Origin of the sequence: Rhodoligotrophos defluvii, assembly GCF_005281615.1 — a bacterium.
Lineage (GTDB): Bacteria > Pseudomonadota > Alphaproteobacteria > Rhizobiales > Im1 > Rhodoligotrophos > Rhodoligotrophos defluvii.
Genome location: NZ_SZZM01000003.1, coordinates 240,822 through 263,300 on the forward strand (window position 1 = coordinate 240,822; position 22,479 = coordinate 263,300).

Annotated in this window: 22 protein-coding genes and 1 tRNA gene; 10 read left to right on the plus strand and 13 right to left on the minus strand. The window is 63.7% G+C overall.

Annotated features, from left to right (window positions below):
- Positions 1–36: 36 nt before the first annotated feature.
- From clpX to E4P09_RS15455, 6 genes are all read right to left on the minus strand, one after another.
- Positions 37–1,302, minus strand: coding sequence for an ATP-dependent Clp protease ATP-binding subunit ClpX (gene clpX / locus E4P09_RS15435; protein WP_137390500.1), 1,266 nt, complete (start codon positions 1,300–1,302; stop codon positions 37–39).
- 303 nt (positions 1,303–1,605) lie between these two features.
- Positions 1,606–2,235, minus strand: a complete 630-nt coding sequence (locus E4P09_RS15440; RefSeq protein ID WP_137390501.1) for an ATP-dependent Clp protease proteolytic subunit — start codon at positions 2,233–2,235, stop codon at positions 1,606–1,608.
- A gap of 328 nt (positions 2,236–2,563) precedes the next feature.
- Positions 2,564–4,105, minus strand: coding sequence for a trigger factor (gene tig, locus E4P09_RS15445; RefSeq protein WP_137390502.1), 1,542 nt, complete (start codon positions 4,103–4,105; stop codon positions 2,564–2,566).
- Positions 4,106–4,202: 97 nt separating this feature from the next.
- A tRNA-Leu gene (locus tag E4P09_RS15450) sits at positions 4,203–4,289 on the minus strand.
- 245 nt (positions 4,290–4,534) lie between these two features.
- On the minus strand, positions 4,535–4,678 hold the full coding sequence (locus tag E4P09_RS26040; RefSeq protein WP_170984457.1) for a hypothetical protein: 144 nt from the start codon (positions 4,676–4,678) through the stop codon (positions 4,535–4,537).
- Positions 4,679–4,793: 115 nt separating this feature from the next.
- Positions 4,794–6,284: an NAD(P)H-hydrate dehydratase gene (locus E4P09_RS15455; protein WP_137390503.1), complete on the minus strand. Its 1,491-nt coding sequence runs from the start codon at positions 6,282–6,284 to the stop codon at positions 4,794–4,796.
- Between the two features lie 309 nt (positions 6,285–6,593).
- Here E4P09_RS15455 and E4P09_RS15460 point away from each other — a divergent pair, with 309 nt between their 5' ends.
- Positions 6,594–6,932 carry a P-II family nitrogen regulator gene (locus E4P09_RS15460; protein ID WP_137390504.1) on the plus strand — a complete coding sequence of 113 codons (339 nt, stop codon included), beginning with the start codon at positions 6,594–6,596 and terminating at the stop codon, positions 6,930–6,932.
- A gap of 92 nt (positions 6,933–7,024) precedes the next feature.
- Positions 7,025–8,443 carry a type I glutamate--ammonia ligase gene (glnA, locus tag E4P09_RS15465; protein WP_137390505.1) on the plus strand — a complete coding sequence of 473 codons (1,419 nt, stop codon included), beginning with the start codon at positions 7,025–7,027 and terminating at the stop codon, positions 8,441–8,443.
- A gap of 434 nt (positions 8,444–8,877) precedes the next feature.
- Here the strand turns inward: glnA and E4P09_RS15470 are convergent, their stop codons facing one another.
- The 3 genes from E4P09_RS15470 to E4P09_RS15480 form a co-directional block, all read right to left on the minus strand.
- Positions 8,878–9,174 (minus strand): hypothetical protein, encoded by a 297-nt coding sequence (locus E4P09_RS15470; protein ID WP_137390506.1) that lies wholly within the window; start codon positions 9,172–9,174, stop codon positions 8,878–8,880.
- Positions 9,175–9,361: 187 nt separating this feature from the next.
- Positions 9,362–9,538: a YegP family protein gene (locus tag E4P09_RS15475; protein ID WP_137390507.1), complete on the minus strand. Its 177-nt coding sequence runs from the start codon at positions 9,536–9,538 to the stop codon at positions 9,362–9,364.
- 253 nt (positions 9,539–9,791) lie between these two features.
- Complete coding sequence (locus E4P09_RS15480; RefSeq protein ID WP_137390508.1) at positions 9,792–10,352, minus strand: GNAT family N-acetyltransferase; 561 nt, start codon at positions 10,350–10,352, stop codon at positions 9,792–9,794.
- 416 nt (positions 10,353–10,768) lie between these two features.
- Between E4P09_RS15480 and E4P09_RS15485 the strand changes: the two genes are divergently transcribed.
- Positions 10,769–12,232, plus strand: coding sequence for a DEAD/DEAH box helicase (locus tag E4P09_RS15485; protein ID WP_137390509.1), 1,464 nt, complete (start codon positions 10,769–10,771; stop codon positions 12,230–12,232).
- Positions 12,233–12,256: 24 nt separating this feature from the next.
- Here E4P09_RS15485 and thiD read toward each other — a convergent pair whose 3' ends face one another.
- Positions 12,257–13,063, minus strand: coding sequence for a bifunctional hydroxymethylpyrimidine kinase/phosphomethylpyrimidine kinase (gene thiD, locus E4P09_RS15490; protein ID WP_137390510.1), 807 nt, complete (start codon positions 13,061–13,063; stop codon positions 12,257–12,259).
- Between the two features lie 169 nt (positions 13,064–13,232).
- Between thiD and purB the strand changes: the two genes are divergently transcribed.
- Entirely contained in the window at positions 13,233–14,537 is a 1,305-nt protein-coding gene (gene purB / locus E4P09_RS15495; protein ID WP_137390814.1) for an adenylosuccinate lyase, read from the plus strand.
- A gap of 18 nt (positions 14,538–14,555) precedes the next feature.
- Here the strand turns inward: purB and E4P09_RS15500 are convergent, their stop codons facing one another.
- The 3 genes from E4P09_RS15500 to E4P09_RS15510 are packed head-to-tail and all read right to left on the minus strand — an operon-like array spanning position 14,556 to position 16,958.
- A complete protein-coding gene (locus E4P09_RS15500) occupies positions 14,556–15,794 on the minus strand; it encodes a beta/alpha barrel domain-containing protein (protein ID WP_205042137.1) in 1,239 nt (412 codons plus the stop codon).
- Positions 15,795–15,804: 10 nt separating this feature from the next.
- Entirely contained in the window at positions 15,805–16,581 is a 777-nt protein-coding gene (locus E4P09_RS15505) for an HpcH/HpaI aldolase family protein (RefSeq protein ID WP_137390511.1), read from the minus strand.
- 50 nt (positions 16,582–16,631) lie between these two features.
- On the minus strand, positions 16,632–16,958 hold the full coding sequence (locus E4P09_RS15510; RefSeq protein WP_137390512.1) for a DUF1476 domain-containing protein: 327 nt from the start codon (positions 16,956–16,958) through the stop codon (positions 16,632–16,634).
- 331 nt (positions 16,959–17,289) lie between these two features.
- Between E4P09_RS15510 and purC the strand changes: the two genes are divergently transcribed.
- The 6 genes from purC to grxD all read left to right on the plus strand — a co-directional run bounded on the left by purC (position 17,290) and on the right by grxD (position 22,150).
- Positions 17,290–18,066 carry a phosphoribosylaminoimidazolesuccinocarboxamide synthase gene (purC, locus tag E4P09_RS15515; protein WP_137390513.1) on the plus strand — a complete coding sequence of 259 codons (777 nt, stop codon included), beginning with the start codon at positions 17,290–17,292 and terminating at the stop codon, positions 18,064–18,066.
- 65 nt (positions 18,067–18,131) lie between these two features.
- The gene (purS, locus tag E4P09_RS15520) at positions 18,132–18,374 is read left to right on the plus strand and encodes a phosphoribosylformylglycinamidine synthase subunit PurS (RefSeq protein ID WP_137390514.1); all 243 of its coding nucleotides are present in this window, start codon (positions 18,132–18,134) and stop codon (positions 18,372–18,374) included.
- Positions 18,375–18,502: 128 nt separating this feature from the next.
- Entirely contained in the window at positions 18,503–19,189 is a 687-nt protein-coding gene (purQ, locus tag E4P09_RS15525) for a phosphoribosylformylglycinamidine synthase subunit PurQ (RefSeq protein ID WP_137390515.1), read from the plus strand.
- A 30-nt stretch (positions 19,190–19,219) separates the two neighbouring features.
- Positions 19,220–21,430 (plus strand): phosphoribosylformylglycinamidine synthase subunit PurL, encoded by a 2,211-nt coding sequence (gene purL / locus E4P09_RS15530; protein ID WP_137390516.1) that lies wholly within the window; start codon positions 19,220–19,222, stop codon positions 21,428–21,430.
- A gap of 50 nt (positions 21,431–21,480) precedes the next feature.
- Positions 21,481–21,717: a BolA family protein gene (locus E4P09_RS15535; protein WP_137390517.1), complete on the plus strand. Its 237-nt coding sequence runs from the start codon at positions 21,481–21,483 to the stop codon at positions 21,715–21,717.
- A 94-nt stretch (positions 21,718–21,811) separates the two neighbouring features.
- Entirely contained in the window at positions 21,812–22,150 is a 339-nt protein-coding gene (grxD, locus tag E4P09_RS15540) for a Grx4 family monothiol glutaredoxin (RefSeq protein WP_137390518.1), read from the plus strand.
- Positions 22,151–22,479 lie beyond the last annotated feature (329 nt).

Consider the following 22,479-nt stretch of genomic DNA (forward strand, 5'->3'; position numbering starts at 1 on the left):
GAACCGGCTGCCGCAGTGCTTGGGGAGACCCGCCTGTCAGGCCGAGCTGTTCATCTCTTCGGCGCGGTCGCTGTAGATCAGCAGAGGCTTGGCCTCGCCTTCCACCACATCCTTCGAAATCACCACCTCCTCGACGCCCCGGAGGCTCGGCAGCTCGAACATGGTTTCGAGCAGGATGGCTTCGAGGATCGAGCGCAGGCCGCGGGCGCCCGTCTTCCGCTCGATGGCGCGGCGGGCGACACTCTTCAGCGCCTCCTCGGCGAAGGTCAGCCGCACGTCCTCCATCTCGAACAGCCGCTGGTACTGCTTGACCAGCGCGTTCTTCGGGTCCGAAAGGATCTTGATCAGGGCCGCCTCGTCGAGGTCCTCGAGCGTCGCGATCACCGGAAGCCGGCCGATGAATTCGGGGATCAGCCCGAATTTCAGCAGATCCTCCGGCTCCACGTCCCGCAGGATCTCGCCCGTCCGACGGTCCTCGGGCGACCTCACCTCGGCACCGAAGCCGATCGAGGTGCCCCGGCCACGCGCCGAGATGATCTTCTCCAGCCCGGCGAAGGCGCCACCGCAGATGAACAGGATGTTCGTGGTGTCGACCTGCAGGAACTCCTGCTGCGGGTGCTTGCGGCCACCCTGGGGCGGCACCGAAGCGATCGTGCCTTCCATGATCTTGAGCAGCGCCTGCTGCACGCCCTCCCCCGACACGTCCCGGGTTATGGACGGGTTGTCGGACTTGCGGCTGATCTTGTCGACCTCGTCGATATAGACGATGCCCCGCTGGGCCCGCTCCACATTGTAGTCGGCCGCCTGGAGCAGCTTGAGGATGATGTTTTCCACATCCTCGCCCACATAGCCCGCTTCGGTCAGCGTGGTCGCGTCAGCCATGGTGAACGGCACGTCGAGGATGCGGGCCAGGGTCTGGGCCAGCAGGGTCTTGCCGCAGCCGGTGGGACCCACCAGCAGGATGTTGGACTTGGCAAGCTCGACGTCGTTGTTCTTGGACGCGTGATTGAGGCGCTTGTAGTGATTATGGACCGCGACCGAAAGCACGCGTTTGGCGTGCACCTGGCCGATCACATAATCATCCAGGACGTTGCAGATTTCCTGCGGGGTCGGTACACCATCGCGCGATTTCACCAGCGAGCTCTTGTTCTCCTCGCGGATGATGTCCATGCAGAGCTCGACGCACTCATCACAGATGAACACAGTGGGCCCGGCAATGAGCTTGCGCACCTCATGCTGACTCTTTCCGCAGAAAGAGCAGTAGAGAGTGTTCTTCGAGTCGCTCCGGTTACGATCGCTCATATGCTATCCCTGATCAAAGTTCGCAGGCTTCCGCTCGGATCCAGGGACCTAGGCGTGAGCCGGACGAACTTCTTTGCGCTGCCGAACCCCCAAGACCGGTGAGACGGCACCCGGACTGCCCGGGAACTGACGCTACCGCGCCCTCGGCAGCCAGGTTCCTAATCATCTCAGCATGGTATGGGTCGTGGGATCAACAACAGATTAAACCATCACACAGCATCCGCCGCTTCTGCGGCGTCGTTGCAAGGGCAACCCGACCACCTCGCGGCAGAAAGGAACCCTTAACCAAGATAAGGGCGGAGGTCATTTGTCGGTTGCGACATCCGGACGCTTGTCGATCACTTTGTCGATAATTCCGAACTCCTTAGCGGCTTCCGCCGTCATGAAGTGATCCCGATCGAGCGCCTTCTCGATAGCTTCGATCGGCTGTCCGGTGTGCCTGGCATAGATCCGGTTCAGCCGCTCGCGCACCTCGAGGATCTCCTTGGCGTGGCGCTCGATGTCGGCCGCCTGGCCCTGGAAGCCGCCCGACGGCTGATGCACCATGATTCGGGCGTGTCGCAGGGCAAAGCGCATGTCCTTCTCGCCGGCGCAGAGCAGCAGCGAGCCCATGGACGCCGCTTGGCCGATGCACGTGGTCGACACTGCCGGGCGGATGAACTGCATCGTGTCGTAGATGGCGAGGCCCGACGTCACCACCCCGCCTGGCGAGTTGATGTACATCGAGATCTCCTTCTTCGGGTTCTCGGATTCGAGAAAGAGGAGCTGGGCCGTGACCAGGGTGGCCATGTGGTCTTCCACGCCGCCGGTCACGAAAACGATCCGCTCCTTCAGCAGGCGCGAATAGATGTCGTATGCGCGCTCGCCGCGATTGGTTTGCTCGACCACCATGGGGACGAGCGTGTTCATGTAGATGTCGTACGGATCGCGCATAGGGACCGCAAGCCTCGCAATTGTTCGGGAAATGCACCGCCCGGGGTCAACCAGCCGCTGAGCCGCCAGCCGATCGGCGTGCGATGACACCGACATATATGGTTCAGCCGCCACCGCCTCGCAAGCGCTATGCCAGACGCGGCCGGTTCGGCCTAGGCCCCAGGTGATTAAGTGCTTCGCGCGACCGGTGCAAGGCCTTCATGGACGCAGGCAGGCAAAACCAGCCCCGGATCGTTGCCAGCGTGACGCGGCGGTCCAGGGTTCAGCGGGGAAGCGTCTCAAATGCCTTGCGAGGACAGGCTTCCCCACCGATCGAAAAGGTCCGAGCCTACTCCTCCTCGGACTTGCTTTCGGCCTTCTTCTTGGTGGCGGTCTTCTTGGCCGCAGGCTTCTTCTTGGCGCTGCCCTTCTTCTCGTTGTCAGCGGCCGCCTCGGCGTGGTCGTGGCTATGGTCGTGGTCGTGAGCATGGTCATGGTCATGATCATGAGAGTGCTCGTGATCATGAGCGTGGGCTTGATCATGCCCCTCGTCCGGATCGGCGTAGAGCGCCTCGCGGGTGACCGGCTTCTCCGAAACCTTGCTCTGCGCGATGATGTGATCGACCACCTTCTCCTCGAAGATGGGGCCGCGCAGTTCCAGCATCGCCTGCGGGTTGCTGCGGTAGAACTCAAACACCTGCCGCTCCTGGCCCGGGAACTGGCGGGCGCGGTTGATCATCGCCTGCTGCAGCTCCTGGTCCGTGATGGAGACATTGGCCTGCTCGCCCACCCGGCCGAGCAGAAGCCCAAGCCGCACCCGGCGCTCGGCGATGCGGCGGTACTCAGCGCGGGCCTGCTCCTCCGTCGTGTTCTCGTCCTCGAAGCTGCGCCCTTCCCGCTCCATTTCAGCGGTCAGCGACCGCCAGATCTGCTGGAATTCGTCCTCCACCAGCCGTTCCGGCAACGCGAATTCATAGCGTTCGTCAAGGCGGTCGAGCAGCTGCCGCTTGAGCTTCGACCGCGACACCTGCTCGTATTCGGAAGCGATCTGGTCGCGGATGCGCTGGCGCAGCGTTGCCAGGTCCTCCAGCCCCAGCTTCTTCGCGAACTCGTCATCGATCGCCAGTTCCTTGGGCGCTGCGACCTCCTTCATGGTCACATCGAAGGTGGCCGGCTTGCCGGCGAGCCGTTCGACCCCGTAATCCTCGGGGAAAGTCACGTGCACCACGGTGCTCTCGCCAGCCTTGAGGCCGATCAGCTGGTCCTCGAAACCGGGAATGAAGCTGTTGGAGCCCAGCTCGAGCTTGGCATCGGTGCCGCTGCCGCCCTCGAAGGGCTCCCCGTCGATCTTGCCGACGAAGTCTAGGGTCACTTGGTCGCCGATCTTGGCAGTCTCACCCTCGCCACGCGGCTCGAACTCGCGGTAGTTCCGAGCGATATTGGCCAGCGCGTCGTCGATATCGGCTTCGTCGACGGGTGCGACTTCCTTTTCGAGCTCAATGCCGCTGAAATCACCCACCTCGAAGGAGGGCACGATCTCGAAGCTCATGGTGTAGGCGAGATCCGCCTTGCCCTCGATGATCTGCTCAATGCCCTCCTTGTCCTCGGGCAGGGCGATCTGCGGCTGGTAGGCCGGCTTCTCATTGCGTTCGGCAATGGCCTTCTGGCTCGAGTCGTCTACGGTTTTCTGCACCACCTCCGCCATCAAGGAGCGGCCGTAAAGGCGGCGCAGATGGTTGACCGGCACCTTGCCGGGACGGAAGCCGCGCACCCGAACCTGATCCTTGATCTCGTGGAGCCGCTGTTCAAGCTGGCTTTCCAGCTCCTGGGCGCCCACCACCACCTTTAGCTCGCGCTTCAGGCCCTCATTCAGGGTCTCGGTCACCTGCACGTCGCAATTCCTCGTTAGCTTGGGCACGGCACCGCGGGGAGCGGCCCGGCCAACCAATCAGCGGATCCAGATGCAGCCCGCCTGAAAACCTCGCCAATGGTGCGGGCGGAGGGACTTGAACCCCCACGGGCTTGAGCCCACGAGGACCTAAACCTCGCGTGTCTGCCAATTCCACCACGCCCGCAGGCGCGCAAGGCGTCTGGTCCGGCTGCATAGTCGGGCGCCTCTATAGCACAATGACTTTTCGCCGCGCCAGAGCGCAAACGCGCTTAATTCATGACGGTGCAGAACAAGCGCGCCGAGCCGGCATTGACCGTGATCTCGAACCGAAGGTCACGTCTATAGTCGCGTCATTGCCGCGCTTGACGCGGCAATCCAGGGGCCGCGAAGGAAGCCGAGCCTGGCCTCCCGGGACGCATCGTGCCGGGTCTAGCGTCTGATCATCCAGGCCAGGCTTGCGACATAGCCGGTGAAAGCCAGGGCCGTGACCATGGCGGACATCGACGGCTCCCCGTCGCTGAAAACCACAAGCGCAAGCAGGCCGGCACCCGCTGCCGCCGCAACCTTGACCATCGAGACATCTCCCTTTCCGCCTTGTTCGCTCCGTTTTGAAACAGGCGGGCACAGCTCAGTCATTTTTCAACCGCAATTGAGCAAGACCTGCGCCAGATTTGGAGAGCGCTCTATCTTAGCCCGCCATGAGCTTTGCCAGGGCGACTGGCACGAGCTCGGGCAGGTCCTCGGCGATCAGCCCTGGCCCGAAGGCCGCTGCCGCTTCGCCATGCAGCCATGCCGCCATGGCTGCTGCCGGCCAGGCCGGCACATGCTGGGCGCACAGTCCCAGGATGAGCCCAGCGAGAACATCCCCGCTGCCGGCCGTGGCGAGCGTCGGGGGCGCGTTGGTGTTGACGGCGCAGCGCCCGTCAGGCGCCGCGATGACCGTGTCGGGCCCCTTCAGCAGTATGATGGCGCCGGAGCGGCGGGCCGCGGCGATCGCGCGCTCGGTCTTCGCTCGCGTGGTGTCCCACAGGTCTCCGAACACGCGCCGAAACTCGCCCTCATGGGGGGTCAGGATCACCCCTCGATCAGCACGCGCTTTGATGGCCGCGAACAGCGTCTCCGGCTCTTGGGCGAAGACGGTGAGCGCATCGGCATCCAGCACGACCATGGCGCCGCTTGCCAAGCAGGCCAGCACCTTGTCTCTGGTGCTGTTGTCGATGCCTGCTGCAGGCCCGATCAGCACCGCGTTGCGGCGCTTGTCGCCAAGCGCCGCAACCAGCGCTTCCGCATCGCCCGCTTCCAGCAGCATGATCGCCGTCAAGTGAGCGGCGAGCACGTCCAGCGCGGCCGCCTCGCCCGCCACGCTGACCAGGCCCGCACCGACACGGAGCGCGGCACGCGCCCCCAGCCGTGCCGCGCCGGTGTGCCACTTGTCGCCCGAGACCACGACCGCATGGCCGCGAGCGTATTTGTGCCCATCCGGATCCGGCCGCGGGATGGCATCCGCCCACACGGCCGGGCCATTCTCGAACTGGTTTGGCGCTATTTCATTCAGCACCATGTCGGGGATGCCAATATCGGCGAGGTGGACGTCGCCGCAACAGGCCCGCCCCGGCATCAGCACATGTCCAGGCTTCTTACGGAAGAAGGTGACGGTTGCCGCCGCCCTGACCGCGACACCCCTCACCTGCCCTGTCTCTCCATCGATGCCGGATGGCATGTCTATGGCCAGAATGGGCCGCCCGCTGGCATTCGCGCGCACGACCGCAGAGGCGGCAGCCCCGTCGAGAGCCCGCGACAATCCGGCGCCGAACAGGCCGTCTATGATCAAGTCAGCGCTGTCGAAGCCTCCCTGCTCCAGCGTCGCTACCGGACCGGCCCATGCCGCGGCCGCCTGGGCCGCATCGCCCTTGAGCTGCTCCATGGAGCCGAGCAATGCCAGCGACACGGCTGCGCCACCCTCGACCAGATGACGCGCCGCCACGAAGCCGTCGCCGCCGTTGTTGCCCGGGCCGCACAGCACCAGCACCCTGGCACCGGGCCAGCGTGCAGCCGCAAGCTCGGCCACTGCCGCCCCCGCGCGCTCCATCAGCAGCAAACCCGGCGTACCGGCGGCGATGGTCAGCCGGTCCGCCTCATACATCTGCCGGGGGGTCAGCAGGGCACAGCGGTTCTCCATCCGATACCTCGCCAAGCGTTGTTACATCGCCACAAGAAGAGTTGCGCATGATCGCAAGACCGTCGTGGCTAAAATGCAGCCAATTGCCTATTATTTCACCAGAGAAGGTGCTGCCCGGCGGGGCTCGTGGCGCCGCACGGAGCGGGACGAAAGGCTGGAAACCTTGTTTTCCGGTACTTCATGATCGGCGCGCCCCGTCTGGCATGGGGGCTGCATTCGCTAGTGCCGAGCATTGCGATGGCATGCTGGCCGCCGGCCATGCCGGAGGACGGGATCTTTCCTGGAGAACGAACTTTAAGGACGGGGCGTATGAAGAAGATTGAGGCGATCATAAAGCCGTTCAAGCTCGACGAAGTGAAGGAAGCGCTCCAAGAGGTCGGGCTGCAGGGAATAACCGTCACCGAGGCGAAGGGGTTCGGGCGCCAGAAAGGCCATACCGAGCTCTATCGTGGTGCTGAATACGTCGTAGACTTTCTACCCAAGGTAAAGATCGAGGTGGTGCTGCCTGACGAGCTGGTCGAAAAGGCGGTGGAAGCGATCCAGAATGCGGCGAAGACCGGCCGCATCGGCGATGGCAAGATCTTCATCTCGACCGTTGAGGAAGCGATCCGCATCCGCACCGGAGAAACCGGCACAGACGCCCTCTGACAGGAGGATCTGGATCATCGGCGTCTGCGCTCCCCCTTCGGGCGCGGGCGTTTTCACACGTTCAACTCTGAGAATTGAAAAGGGGATTATCCATGGCGACCGAGCATACGCCCGAGTCCGTCCTGAAGCTGATCAAGGACAAGGAGATCAAATTCGTCGACCTGCGCTTCACCGATCCCAAGGGCAAGCTGCAGCACGTGACGATGGATGCGGACCTTGTCGACGAAGACATGTTCGCGGAAGGCGTAGCCTTCGACGGCTCGTCCATCGTCGGCTGGAAGGCGATCAACGAGTCCGACATGATGCTGATGTTGGACCCGGAGTCGGCCCATATCGACCCGTTCTATGCGCAGGCGACCCTGGGCATCTTCTGCGACGTGCTGGAGCCGTCGACCGGCGAGGCGTATGAGCGCGACCCGCGCACCACGGCGAAGAATGCCGAGGCCTTCCTCAAGTCGAGCGGCATCGGCGACACGGTGTTCTTCGGGCCCGAGGCCGAATTCTTCATCTTCGATGACGTTCGCTTCGTCACCGATCCCTATCATTCGGCTTTCCGGGTGGATTCGAGCGAGCTGCCCACCAACACCAACACCGAATACGAGCAGGGCAATCTCGGGCATAGGCCGCGCATGAAGGGCGGCTATTTTCCGGTCAACCCGATCGACAGCTGCCAGGACATCCGCTCCGAAATGGTATCGGTTCTCTCGCAGATGGGGGTCAAGACCGAGAAGCACCACCACGAGGTGGGCGCGGCCCAGCACGAGCTCGGCATCTTCCGGGACACGCTGACCAAGATCGCCGACGGCATGCAGCTCTATAAGTATGTCGTGCACAACGTGGCCCATGCCTACGGCAAGACGGCCACCTTCATGCCGAAGCCGATCTACGGCGACAACGGCTCGGGCATGCACTGCCACCAGTCGATCTGGAAGGACGGCAAGCCGGTGTTCGCCGGCAATCAGTACGCCGACCTGTCGCTCGAGTGCCTCTACTACATCGGCGGCATCATCAAGCATGCCAAGGCACTGAACGCCTTCACCAACCCGACCACCAATTCCTACAAGCGGCTGGTGCCGGGCTACGAGGCGCCGGTGCTGCTGGCGTACTCCTCGCGCAACCGTTCGGCCTCGTGCCGCATCCCACACACCACCTCGCCCAAGGCGAAGCGTGTGGAGGTGCGCTTTCCCGATCCTGCCGCTAACCCGTATCTTGCTTTCGCGGCGATGCTCATGGCAGGGCTCGATGGCATCCAGAACAAGATCCACCCCGGCGAACCCATGGACAAGGATCTCTACGATCTGCCGCCGGAGGAACTCAAGGAGGTGCCGCACGTGGCCGCCAGCCTCACCGAGGCGCTCGATAATCTCGAGGCCGACCACACCTTCCTGACGAAGGGCAACGTGTTCACGGAGGGCCAGATCCAGGCCTATATCGCCATTCGCCGGGCCGAGCAGGAGCGCTTCCAGATGACGCCGCACCCGGTCGAGTACGATATGTATTACAGCGTGTGATCACCCTTACGGGTATCGCGCTCAACGCCAACTGGCATCCGGCCTTGTGCCGGATGCCGCCAGCAAGCGCAGGCTGACCCTGCGCTGAGCCTCGGCACCGCCATACGCGGCCCGACGCGGCCCGCCTTCCCACTGCGAAGGCACGATCACCCCGCGGCTATGTGACCATAGCGGGCGGGCGAAGCATCCGATGGGGAGCGCCGCGGGTCTTGCGTCAGGCGGCCGGCCCGCGGCGTCCATAGGCCCCATACGGCGCTCAGTTCACTGCCGGCCACCGCTGGCCGAGGCGCCCGTGAGTCTCAACGAGAACCTGCCACCGCCCAGCGGGCACGTTCCCGATCACTTGCGGCCGGCAGCGGCGGAAGACGGACCCGCCGATGCAGACATACCCGGCCGCTCAGGCGAAAAGCCCAGCCGAGCCTTTGGCCGCCGCCTCAGGTCTTGACCAGCATCTTCTTGAGAAGCCCGGCGGCAAGCGTGAGAATGGCACCGCCGGCGCCACCGCCTACCAGGCTCGTCACAATAGACCCAAGGTCGAGGCCTGCCGCACCGGCTCCACTGCTGGCGGCCAGAACCGCCTGCAAGATCTGTCCGAGCACACCACCACCGACCAGGCCGGCGACTGAATTGCCCACCGGCCCGAGGCTGGCTGTTTTGGCGGCTGCACCAGCAGCATGGCCGCCGATAAGTCCGGCGATGAGCTGGAGGATGAGAGGCACCAGGTTTTCCATGTCCGTATCCTGTTCTAGGTGTTAGACCAAGCAAAACCGCCCAAGCACCTTATTTCTTCAGGTGCCTGGAACTACTCATCACCAACACAAACTTGTAAAGACTACGATAACGCGTGTAGATCGGTGCTACACAACGTGGCGCAACGGGAGAAAAAGTTGGCGCCCGCCTCAACAACCGGACTGTCGTTCAGGTCTCGTCGACGATTTGTGCGTCAGGACCGTTCTTCCTGATGGAATCGATCGCGTTCTGCGCCGAAGCTTTGGACTTATAGCCTTCCGTCGAGAAGATCGTTTCGGCATTATATTTGAAATTGACGCGATACTCGCCCTTCTTGTCCTTAGAGATAACAAACTTATGGGCCATGTCAGATCCCCCTCTTGGCTGGCCAACAGGACGGGCACAGCGTCTAATGAGATTTCGAAAATGTCAATAACGGGTGCGCAACGGAATGTGCAAAGCGCCGCCTCGTCCTAAGGATTGGCGCACAGCAACGTTGAACTATTACATAGATCCCCGTCTTATTCCACCGGCATTGCGCGCCGGGAGACCTGCGCCAGAAAAAACGATCGGGCGTGGCAAATGCTACACAGGTGCGGGCGTGAGCAGACGCGAGTTTTCAATATGCCGCGTCGAAGTAATCTTCAGCCGTCATAGAATAGATGTAGACATCCGTCCTGAGCCCATTGCCGACATACTGGTCCTGGGCAAAGCGCTCGCGCCGCATGCCGATTTTTTCCATGATGCGGATGGAGGCTTCGTTCTCTGCGAAGGCCTTGGCCCACATGCGCGAGCAGCCCAGCCGCTCGAACCCGATGGCGACCAAGGCTTGGCCGATTTCGGTTGCGAAGCCCCGGCGCCACAAATCGGGATGCACCCCCCAACCGATCTCCGCCGATTGCGGCCTGTTCAGTTGGATGAAGCCGTCACCGATCACGTGACCGGTAGCCTTGAGCTCGGCAGCCAGGTGGTAGAGCGTGCGGTTGGGGCTCATCTGCCGCCGTAGCGAGCGGGCGACGAAGCCTTGCACATCCGCCGCCGAGCTGTAGCGCACTGCGACATGGCGCTGGAAGTCCTTGCGCAGCATATAGGCCGCGAAGGCGCGCGCGTCCCGGGCGCGGATTTCACGCAGTGTCAGTGCCTTGGTCTCGACGCGTGTGATCTGCAGTGCTGCACGCATCCGGGCCCTCCTCCTGTTCCGCTTGGGACGCTGTCTGCATCCAGGCGGCCCATCTCCATAGTACTCACCAACGCGCCCAGGTGTCGAGGGTAACGTCTATTCAGAATCATGGGATAGGCGCGACCGTTGCGAGGCCGACACTTTGCCTATCGCTTGCGCCGAATACCTCCCTCGCCGCAGCCGCCTCTCCGGAGTCTTGCGCTCGTCTGGCACTTTGCCCTGCGGGACGATGCTCTTCTTCTGCCGAGACGTGAGGCTTGCAAGAACAGGAAAGCGGAATTTCGATGTTTCGCTGTCCCATTTGCCTGGAAAAGTTTGACAAACAGCGCGCGATAATTATCTATCCGCCAGAAGCTTGCGCCCGGCGCTGCTGCCGGAGCGCCTCAGCGCAATCATCGGACAAGCTGCTACACCATATGAGCTTTGATGACCTTGGACTAAGCCCTAGGGTTTTGGATGCCGTAAAGGCGGCGGGCTATAGCGAGCCGACGCCCATTCAGGCCCAAGCCATCCCGCCGGCCCTGGCGCATCGGGATGTTCTGGGCCTTGCCCAGACCGGATCCGGCAAGACAGCCGCATTCACCTTGCCAATGCTGACCCTGCTCGAGCGGGGCCGCGCCCGCGCCCGGATGCCGCGGGCCCTCATCCTCGAGCCGACCCGTGAATTGGCGGCCCAGGTCTACGACGCGTTCGAAACCTTCGGCAAGAATCACAGGATGACCGTCGCCTTGCTGATCGGCGGGATTTCCTTTGCCGAGCAGAACCGCAAGATCGACCGCGGTGCCGATGTGGTGATCGCCACGCCGGGCCGGCTCATGGACCACTTCAAGAATGGCAAGCTGCTCTTGAACGGCATCGAGCTGTTCGTGGTCGACGAGGCGGACCGCATGCTCGATATGGGGTTCATCCCGGACATCGAGGAAATCTGCAAGATGCTGCCGCTGACCCGGCAGACCTTGTTTTTCTCGGCCACCATGCCGCCGGAAATCCAGCGGCTGACCTCGACCTTTCTGCAGAACCCGACACGGGTCGAAGCCGCCCCGCCTGCATCCACCGCCGCATCCATCGTGCAGCGGCTTGTGCACGCCCCCTCCGATCCCGCCTCGAAGCGCGAATGCCTGCGCAAGCTGCTGCAGAGCCAGGAGAGCACGATCAACAACGCCATCGTCTTCTCCAACCGCAAGGACACGGTTAAGGTGCTGGAGAAGTCCATGCGCAAGCACGGCTACAATGCAGCCGCCCTGCATGGCGATATGGATCAGCACAGCCGGCTGCAGACTTTGGACAAGTTCCGCTCGGGCGAGATCACCTATCTCATCGCGTCCGACGTGGCGGCGCGCGGCCTCGACATTCCCGCAGTGAGCCATGTCTTCAACTATGACGTGCCGGTGCATGCGGAAGATTACGTGCACCGGATCGGACGCACGGGCCGGGCCGGCCGCGAAGGCTTCGCCTTCACCCTGGCGACCCGGCACGAGACCAAGGCCTTGGCGGCGATCCAGAAGCTGATCCGCAAGACCATCGAGTGGGAAGGCCCGGAGATGGATCCGGCAAGCGAGCCGGCCGGGTTCGAGCACCGCCAGGGCGAACGCCGCGGCGGCAAGCGCGGCAAGCCTGAGGGACGCAAGACCGACGAGCGCCCGACGCGCGAAGGCAAAGGTCAGCGGCGCGGCCGGCGCGACCAGGACCGCGAAAACGTGGTCGAGCTCGCGGCGGAGCGCAAGGGGGAACACGGCACGCAGGGCCGCTCCTCTGGTGGGGATGAGCAGCGTCCACGCCGCAATGGCCGCCAGCGCGATCACGAGATTGGCGCGATCGAGGGCGGCTTGAGCTTCCAGCACCAGGAAATTCCGGCTTTTCTGCTGCGCTCGGTGCGGTAGGTCGGCAGCAGCGCCCGCTATCCCTTACCTCGTCCACAGCGCGTGGAAGTGATGCACCGGTCCGTGGCCGTGGCCGACCTCCAGCTGGTCGGCGGCGGCGATCGCCTCGGTAAGATAAGCCTTTGCCCCAGCAATCGCATCGTCCAGCGGCTTACCCCTGGCCAGCAGCGCGGCGATCGCCGAGGACAAGGTGCAGCCAGTGCCGTGCGTATTGTCCGTGATACGGCGAGTCGCGCGGAACATCCGCTGGCCTGAGGCGGTGACCAGCAGATCCGGGCTGTCCGCTGCATCGAGATGGCCGCCCTTCAGCAGCACCGCTTGGGCGCCGCGGTCACGCACCGCCCGCGCGATCGCCGGCATCTCGGCTTCGCTCACCGCGCCCGACCAGCCGCCCAGGACCATGGCTTCCGGCAGATTGGGCGTGACCAGCGTCGCGAGCGGCAAGAGCTGGTCGATCAGGGCGCCGATCGCCTCCGCGTGCAGCAGCCGGTCGCCGCTCTTGGCCACCATGACCGGATCGAGCACCACGTGCCGCGGCTCATAGCGCCGCAAGCCAGCCGCAACCGCGGCGATCGTGTCCACCCGGCTCAGCATCCCGATCTTAACGGCCGCGATCTCCAAGTCCTGGAACACCGCATCGAGCTGCGCCGTCACCATATCGGCGGCCACATCGGCAACGCCGCTGACGCCGCGCGTGTTCTGGGCCGTGATGGCGGTGATGACCGATGCCCCGTAGACGCCAAGCGCGGAGAAGGTCTTGAGATCCGCCTGAATGCCAGCCCCGCCGCCCGAATCCGAGCCGGCGATGGTGAGCGCGATCGGTATGGCCATGGAGCGCGAAATCCTGATCCTTGTTGCAGAAGCGCCCCCTGGCGCATTTCATGTGCCTTCGCTTTAGGCGGTTGCCGGCCTCAGCACAATAGCGGGCTGCCTCCATTGAGCCCTGGGGCTTGATTTGCTAAGCAGCGGCCGTGCCTTCATGGAAGCGAGTTTGCCGCCGATGATCCCCCGTTACACGCGCCCCGAAATGGCTTTGATCTGGTCACCCCAGACCAAGTTTCAAATCTGGTTCGAGATTGAAGCCCATGCGCTCGACGCCATGGCGGAGCTCGGCTTGGTGCCGAAGGAGACAGCCAAAACCCTGTGGGAGAAAGCGCGCGGGGTGCGGTTCGACGTGGAGCGCATCGACGAGATCGAGCGCGAGGTGAAGCACGATGTCATCGCCTTCCTCACCCACCTCGCGGAGATCGTCGGACCGGAAGCCCGCTTCGTTCACCAGGGCATGACCTCGTCCGACGTGCTCGACACCTGCCTGAATGTGCAGCTGGTCAAGGCGACCGACCTGTTACTGGCTGATCTCGACGGCCTGCTTGCGGCCCTTCAGCGCCGTGCCATCGAGCACAAGTACACCCCGGTGATCGGCCGCAGCCATGGCATCCATGCCGAACCGACCACCTTCGGTATCAAGCTCGCCACCTTCCATGCGGAGTTTGCCCGCGCCCGCGCGCGGCTGACCCGTGCCAGAGAGGAGGTGGCGACCTGCGCCATCTCCGGCGCGGTCGGCACCTTCGCCAATATAGACCCCCGCGTTGAAGCCCACGTGGCCAAAGCCATGGGCCTGAAGCCCGAACCCGTATCGACCCAGGTGATCCCGCGCGACCGGCACGCCATGTACTTCGCCACGCTTGGTGTGATCGCCAGTTCGGTCGAGCGCCTGGCAACCGAAGTCCGCCACATGCAGCGCACCGAGGTGCTCGAGGCGGAGGAGTATTTCTCCGCTGGCCAGAAGGGCTCCTCCGCCATGCCGCACAAGCGCAACCCGGTGCTGACCGAAAACCTCACCGGCCTTGCCCGCCTCATTCGGTCGGCCGTTGTGCCAGCCATGGAGAACGTGGCCCTCTGGCACGAACGCGACATCTCCCATTCCTCTGTCGAACGGGGCATCGCACCAGATGCCACCGTGCATCTGGACTTCGCCCTCGCTCGCCTCACCAACGTGGTGGACAAGCTGGTGGTCTATCCCGAGAACATGCAGCGCAATCTGGACCAGCTGGGTGGCCTCATCCATTCGCAACGGGTGCTCCTGGCCCTCATTGCCGCGGGCGCCCAGCGCGAGGACGCCTATCGCATGGTCCAGCGCAACGCCATGCCGGTCTGGCGTGGGGAAGGAAACTTCCTCGACCTCCTCAAGAAAGACCCGGAAGTCTCGGCATTGCTGAGCGAATCAGCCCTCGAGGAGCAGTTCGACCTGGATTACCACCTGAAGCATGTGGACACGATCTTCGCCCGCGTCTTCGGCGAATAGCCGCTGCCCACCAGAACATCAGTCCAGCAGGTATTCGCGGCCGACCTTCACGCGCTTCTCGCCGTCATAGGCGATGATGTCGGCCGTCGCATAGGTCTCCTGCAAGCGCTCGGGCAGGAAGCTTCCCGTGCCGACCACGTTCACCGGCGCGCGCGCCCCGCCCATCACCAGGCATTTCTGCGTGTCGAAGCCGCTGGAAGCGACAATGCCGGCCTGCTTATAGCCGGCCTTGTCCAAAGCGCGCCGCACATGGATGATGCTCGCCACCGACACGCCCTTGCCGAACAGGATACGGCGCACCTGGTCCACCAGGATATTGGCGGTATCCAGCTGGAAGGCCCGCACCCCCAGCACCTTCTCGACGATGTTATACTCGCCCTCGACCCCCAGCCACTGGCCCACAGTCTCGACCGACTGCTCATAGTCGAGCCCCTGGGCGAAACGGCCGCCATGGGTATCGAGCCTGACATTGAAGCTGCGGCCGTGGGTATCGAGCTTGGCCTCGTCGTAGAACCAGCGGGCGCAGCGTACGGAATCATCCACTTCCCGGCCCTGATAGTCGACCAGCGCGGTGACGACCCGCGTGTCCGCATTCACCTCCGCGAACAGCTTCAGAGCCTCCAGCACATCGCCGCCGCTGTAGCCGATCAGCGCGTGCGGCATGGTGCCGGAGCCGAATTGCGCACCATAGAGCGGCGCGGTGAGATCCTGGGACGAGCCGATGAAGCCTTTGACCTGTGGGTCGGCGGCCCTGGCCGCTTCGCTGCCCACGGACGCGCCATAGGCCGCAAGCAGGTTCATCTCCGGCCCGGTCGCGTGCCGGGCGTGCATGTCGAGAAAGCCCGCATAAGGCAGCGCCCGGCACATGTCATAGGCATTGTTGGCGCAGACGCAGGGAAAGCCGATCTTTTGCAGAAGCAGCGTCTCGATTTCCGAGAGCTTGGAGAACGGCCCGGTGATCTCCATCAGCTTCTTGTGCGCCGGAACGATCTCCCCTTCCGCGAAGAAGCGAGTCACCTCGGCTTCAGGGCAGTGCCAGTGCAGAAGCCGCAGGGCCGGCTCGACCGCCGCCACGATGCGCCGGCGCAGGAAGATCGCATAGGTGACTTGCTTGTCGCCATGCACCTCGGCAATGCGGCGGCTATGGCTGAAATACTTGTCGGTCTGGTGCGCGAGCCCGCCGGCGGCCACGGAGAGCTCGACGATCTTGGCGAGCATGCTTTCCTTGAGGACACTGCGTGCGGTGCTCTGATCCATGACCCTTTCCTCAGTTGCTCTGCCGCAGCGTGTTCAGGGCTGATGCACTGCCCGCCGCCATGAACGCGAGATCGCTGCCCACCGTCACGAAGCGGAACCCGTAGGCAATTCTCAGGGCCGCCTGCTGCGCATTCGGGGTGAAGATGCCGGGGCAAAGGCCATGGGCCTTGGCGACCGCCACAACCTCGCGCATTGCTTCAAGCACATCAGGCTCGCCATCCGGCTCGTAGGTCCGGCCCTGGGTCATGGATATAGTGAGGTCACTCGGTCCGACGAAGAGGCCGGCAAGGCCGGGCGTTGCGGCTATGGTTTCGAGATTCGCAACGGCTTCCCGGGTCTCGATCATGGCGAACAGCGCGACGCGCCGGTTGGCCTCGGCCAGATAGGCTTCCCTGCCCAGGCCGCCCACCGCCATGGCCCTATAGGCGCCCCAGCTGCGGTTGCCGTCGGGTGGGTAGCGCAGCGCGTCGACGAGAGCAGCCACGTCGGCCGCGCAGTTGATCATCGGGGCGATGATGCCCTCGACCCCGATATCCAGCATCCGCGCGGCCATGCTGAGCCCGTCGAGGGGCAGCCGCGCCATGGCGGGCTTCCCCACGCCGGTGATGGCCATCACCATGGCGCGGGCCTCCGCATAGCCCATCATGCCGTGCTGGAGGTCTATGGTGCAGGCATCCCACCGGTCACGAGCCAGCGTTTCGGCCACCAAGGGATCCGGCACCGTGGACCACGAGGAAAGCAGCAGTTCACTGCCGCGCAATCGCTCGACCAAGCTTGCCCTACTCATCCCGACCGCCCCCGCCCCTTCCCCGCATGCCGGCTTGCGCGGCTGCCAGCCTATTTTGCTTCGGACCGCACCTGCTCGGTCGCCTGTTGCAGCAGCTCGTCCATGGTCCGGCGGATCTGGTGATCCGACTGCTGCACGTTTTTCGCATCGAAGTCACCGCGGATCTTGCGGAAGACGTCGTCGTCGCCAGCCTCTTGGAAATCGGCGGCAACGACGCTCTTGGCGTATTCCTCCGCCGCATCCCCTGAGAGCCCCAGCTTTTCGGCAGCCCAAAGCCCCAGCATCTTGTTGCGCCGGGCGGTTGCCTTGAACTGCAGCTCCTCATCGAGGACGTATTTCCGCTCAAAGCCTTGTTCGCGCTTATCAAATGTGGTCATCGCGCTCCACTCTTCATCATAAGCCCCTGATCCCGCGTGTCGGGTTAAGGGATAGCGGCGCGCGTTTCCCAAATCAACTGGCGGCGACCGGCGGTCCGGCGACAGGGTAGCGAAACCCTTGCTAAACGCAGCCGGACTGCCTAATTGCTCCCGGATGTTGAAATCAGGCCGGCCGATGCCCAGGTTCGTTGTGCTTCTGGCCGTTGTGGAGTAGCTTCACGCGAGCAGCGGAGTGCCCCGCTCGGATCCGTCCTGCCCCACCTGCTCGGAAGATCGCTCGAGGGACACGGCGCCAAATCGTCGTCCAAGAGCCTAATCGAGGATTGCAGTCATGAACAAGAACCGTCGCCGTGTCTATGAAGGCAAGGCGAAGATTCTCTATGAAGGTCCAGAGCCAGGCACCCTCGTGCAGCATTTCAAGGACGACGCCACCGCCTTCAACAAGCAGAAGCACCAGATTATCGAGGGCAAAGGGGTCATCAACAATCGGATCTCCGAGTTTGTCTTCAACAGGCTGAACGAGATCGGCGTCCCCACTCATTTCATTCGCCGGTTGAACATGCGCGAGCAGCTGATCCGCGAGGTGGAGATCATCCCGCTCGAGGTGGTGGTGCGCAATGTTGCCGCAGGTTCGCTGTCGAAGCGGCTCGGCCTCGAGGAAGGCGCGGCCCTGCCCCGCTCCATCATCGAGTTCTACTACAAGTCGGACGAGCTGCAGGACCCGCTGGTTTCTGAAGAGCACATCACCGCGTTCGGCTGGGCGACGCCCCAGGAGCTCGACGACATCATGGCTCTCGCGCTGCGGGTCAATGACTTCCTGTCCGGCCTGTTCCTCGGCATCGGCATCCGTCTGGTGGACTTCAAGATGGAGTTCGGCCGGCTGTATGAGGGCGAGATGGTGCGGGTCGTGGTGGCCGACGAGATCAGCCCCGATTCGTGCCGGCTGTGGGACGTGCAGACCAACGAGAAGCTTGACAAGGACCGGTTCCGCCGTGATCTCGGTGGCCTGGTGGAGGCCTATCAGGAGGTGGCGCGCCGCCTCGGCATTCTGACCGAACAGGACCAGCGCGAACGCAAGCGGCCGGTTCTGGTCAAGACCGATCGCTAGCATCCGCGCGATAGAATCGTTCACGATAGAATCGGTCGCGATCGCATCCGAGACATGGAAACCGAATGAAGGCGAAAGTTACCATTACCCTGAAGCGCGGCGTGCTCGACCCCCAGGGCAAGGCCATCGAGAAGGCGCTGCACACGCTGGGTTTCGGCACGGTCGGCGGCGTGCGCCAGGGCAAGTTCATCGAGCTCGACGTGGCCGCCAGCGACGAAGCGCAGGCCCGCGCCGAGTTGCAAGCCATGTGCGAGCGGCTGCTGGCGAACACGGTGATCGAGGACTATCACATCGAGCTGGCAGGTTAAGCTCAGCGTTTTTCGTCATGCCCGGCCTTGAGCCGGGCATCCAGGGCAAAGTTCTCATCCGAACGTCCCTGGATTGCCGAGTCAAGCCCGGCAATGACGCGAATAGGAGAATCGGACATCACACTGCCATGAAATCAGCCGTCGTCGTCTTCCCCGGTTCCAATCGCGAGCGCGACATGATCGTGGCGCTGCGCAAGATCCATGGCAGCGCGCCGGACCTCGTCTGGCATGGCGACACCACGCTGCCGGACGTGGACCTCGTCGTGCTGCCCGGCGGCTTCGCTTATGGCGACTATCTCCGCTGCGGGGCCATCGCCGCCCGCTCGCCGATCATGGCCGATATCATCGCCAAGGCAGACAGAGGGCTGCGGGTGCTGGGCGTCTGCAACGGGTTTCAGATCCTGACCGAATGCGGGCTGCTGCCGGGTGCGCTCATGCGCAATGCCTCGCTCCGGTTCAACTGCAAGCTCGTGCATCTGCGCGTCGACAATATTGAAACCGACTTCACCCGCCGCTTCGCCAAGGGCCAGGTGGTACGCTGCCCCGTGGCCCATGGCGATGGCAATTATTTCGCCGATGCCGAGACGCTCGCCCGCCTCGAGGGCGAGGGCCGCGTGGTGTTCCGCTACTGCGACGAGCATGGCAACGTCACGCCGGATGCGGCGCCCAATGGCTCGGTGAACAACATCGCCGGCATCATGAACGCGCGTGGCAACGTCGTTGGACTGATGCCGCATCCCGAAAACTTCATCGAGCCGCTGCATGGCGGCACCGATTGCCGCCCGCTGTTTGAAAGCCTGCTCGATGCCGCATGAGGCATGAGCGAGCAACCACCTCGAGTTCTTATGACCGCCAATGACGTGACCATCACGCCCGAGCTCGTCGCCGAGCACGGGCTCAAGCCGGATGAATATGCCCGTATCATCCGCCTCATCGGCCGCGAGCCGAGCCTGACCGAGCTCGGCATCTTCTCGGCCATGTGGAACGAGCATTGCTCGTACAAGTCGTCCAAGCGGTGGTTGCGCACCCTGCCCACCAAGGGGCCACGGGTGATCCAGGGGCCGGGCGAGAATGCTGGCGTCGTCGATATCGGCGACGGGCTCGCCTGCATCTTCAAGATGGAAAGCCATAATCACCCCTCCTTCATCGAGCCGTATCAGGGCGCGGCGACGGGCGTGGGCGGCATTCTGCGCGATGTGTTTACCATGGGCGCGCGGCCGATCGCGACGCTGAACGCCTTGCGCTTCGGCGATCCCGAACATCCCCGCACGCGCCACCTGGTGGCGGGCGTGGTGGCGGGCATCGGCGGCTATGGCAATTCGTTTGGCGTGCCGACGGTTGGCGGCGAGGTCAATTTCCACCCGCGCTATAACGGCAACATCCTCGTCAATGCCATGGCGGTGGGCATCGCCCGCACCGACCGGATCTTCTATTCGAAGGCTTCCGGCGTGGGCATGCCCATCGTCTATCTCGGCTCCAAGACGGGCCGCGACGGCATCCATGGCGCCTCCATGGCCTCGGCCGAGTTCGACGAGGATGCCGAGGCCAAGCGGCCGACGGTCCAGGTGGGTGATCCCTTCTCCGAGAAGCTGCTGCTCGAAGCCTGCCTCGAGCTCATGGAGCGCGACGCCATCATTGCCATCCAGGACATGGGGGCCGCCGGCCTCACCTGCTCGGCCGTCGAGATGGGCGCCAAGGGCGACCTCGGCGTCGAGCTTGACCTCGACAAAGTGCCCTGCCGCGAATCAGGCATGACCGCCTATGAGATGATGCTGTCGGAAAGCCAGGAGCGCATGCTCATGGTGCTGAAGCCCGAGAAGGAGGCGGAGGCCGAGGCGATCTTCCGCAAGTGGGGCCTCGATTTCGCCGTCATTGGCCGCACCACCGACGACCTCCGGTTCCGCGTGCTGCATGGCGGGCAGCTCATGGCGGACCTGCCCATCAAGGACCTGGGCGATCAGGCGCCGGAATACGACCGGCCGTGGGACGATGTCATCCCGCCCGCGCCTTTGGCCGATGGCGAAGTGCCGCCCCCCAACGATTTCGGCCGAGCGATCTGCAAGATCATCGGCGCGCCCGACATGTGCTCGAGGCGCTGGGTGTGGGAGCAATATGATCACCTGATCCTCGGCAACACCCAGCAGAAGCCGGGCGGCGACGCCGCCGTGGTGCGCATCGATGATGGTCCCAAGGGCCTCGCCATGTCGGTGGATGTGACGCCGCGCTATTGCGAGGCCAATGCCTACGAGGGTGGCAAGCAGGCCGTGGCGGAATGCTGGCGCAATCTGACCGCCGTGGGCGCCGAGCCGATCGCGGTCACCGACAACCTGAATTTCGGCAATCCCGAGCGCCCGGAGATCATGGGCCAGTTCGTGCGCGCCGTTAACGGCATCGGGGACGCCTGCCGGGCGCTGGATTTCCCCGTCGTCTCCGGCAATGTCTCGCTTTACAACGAAACCAACGGCCGCGCCATTCTGCCCACACCCGCCATTGGCGGCATCGGCCTGATCGACGATCTCGACCGGACGGCCAGCGTGCCGTTCAAGCGCGAGGGCGACATCATCCTGCTGGTGGGCGGGCATGGCCGCCACCTCGGCCAGTCCATTTACTTGCGCGAGGTGCTGGGCCGCGAGGAAGGTCCGCCGCCCACGGTGGACCTCGAAGCGGAGCGGCGCCATGGCGACTTCGTCCGCAGGCTGATTCGGACGGGCAGGATCACCGCCTGCCATGATATCTCCGATGGCGGGCTTGCCGCAGCGCTCGCGGAAATGGCGATCGCCGGCCGGCTCGGCGCACGGATCGCGGTGCCCGGCGAGCCCCACCTCGCTCTGTTCGGCGAGGACCAGGCCCGCTATGTCATCACTTGCGCCGAAGCTGACGCTAATGCGATCCTGACAGATGCGGCGACTACGGACGTTCCGGTCGAACGGCTAGGCACGGTTGGCGGCAGCGCTCTGATCGTGGATGGTGTGGCCAATATTCCGGTGCGGGAGCTGATCGATGCCCACGAGGGCTGGTTCCCCGTCTATATGGATGCACCGCCCGGCCGGGCATGAACGGGCCAACTGCGCAGAACACACACCGCCAAGGGTGAGGACTTGAGATCATGGCAATGGATGCAAAGCAGATCGAGCGCCTGATCAAGGATGCGCTGCCGGACGCCAAGATCGAGATCCGCGATCTCGCCGGCGACGGCGACCACTACGCGGCGACGGTCGTGTCGCGCGCCTTCAAGGGCAAGACGCGGGTTCAGCAGCACCAGCTCGTGTATCAGGCCCTGCGCGGTGCCATGGGCAACCAGCTGCATGCGCTTGCCCTGCAGACCTCCGCCCCGGACGATTGAGTGATCTAGCCTTTAACACAGCCTGTGCTATCACCAACTAATCCAGACGTTCCATTCCTTGCCGGCCATCCGGCACATATGAGAGGGTCGCGAGATGAGCGATGTCATGCAGTGGATTGACCAGCAGGTGAAGTCGCACGACGTCGTGCTGTTCATGAAGGGAACACCCGATGCGCCCATGTGCGGCTTCTCGGGCCAGGTTGTCCAGATCCTCGACTATCTCGGCGTGCCCTATGCCGGGGTGAACGTGCTCTCCTCCGACGATCTGCGCAACGGCATCAAGGCCTATTCCGACTGGCCCACCATTCCCCAGCTCTATGTGAAGGGGGAGTTCATCGGCGGCTGCGACATCGTCCGCGAGATGTTCCAGAAGGGCGAGCTGCAGGAGCTTTTGAAGGAAAACAACATCGTCGCCGAGCAGCAGAGCGCCTGACGTTTCGAGCGCCAGCGACGAACCTGGGCGCCGTGTGGCTCCTGGTTCGGCGCCTAGGCGCGGCCGGACATGACGTAAGTTGTTGACGGAAAACAAATCGTCATCACCGGGCTTGACCCACTGCTATCCGGTTAAGGATAGGCGATCTCGCGTTGTGGTTTTTGGGGGGTGGGTTTGGTGCCGAGGAAATGGGTCTGAAGCGCCACAGTTTTAGCCACTTCCGTCATCACCGGCCTTGAGCCGGTGATCCAGGGCAGCGAGAGGAAAGCTTGTGCCGTGTGGCCCTGGATGCAGGCTCAGCGCCTAGGCGCGGCCGGCATGACGGGGCG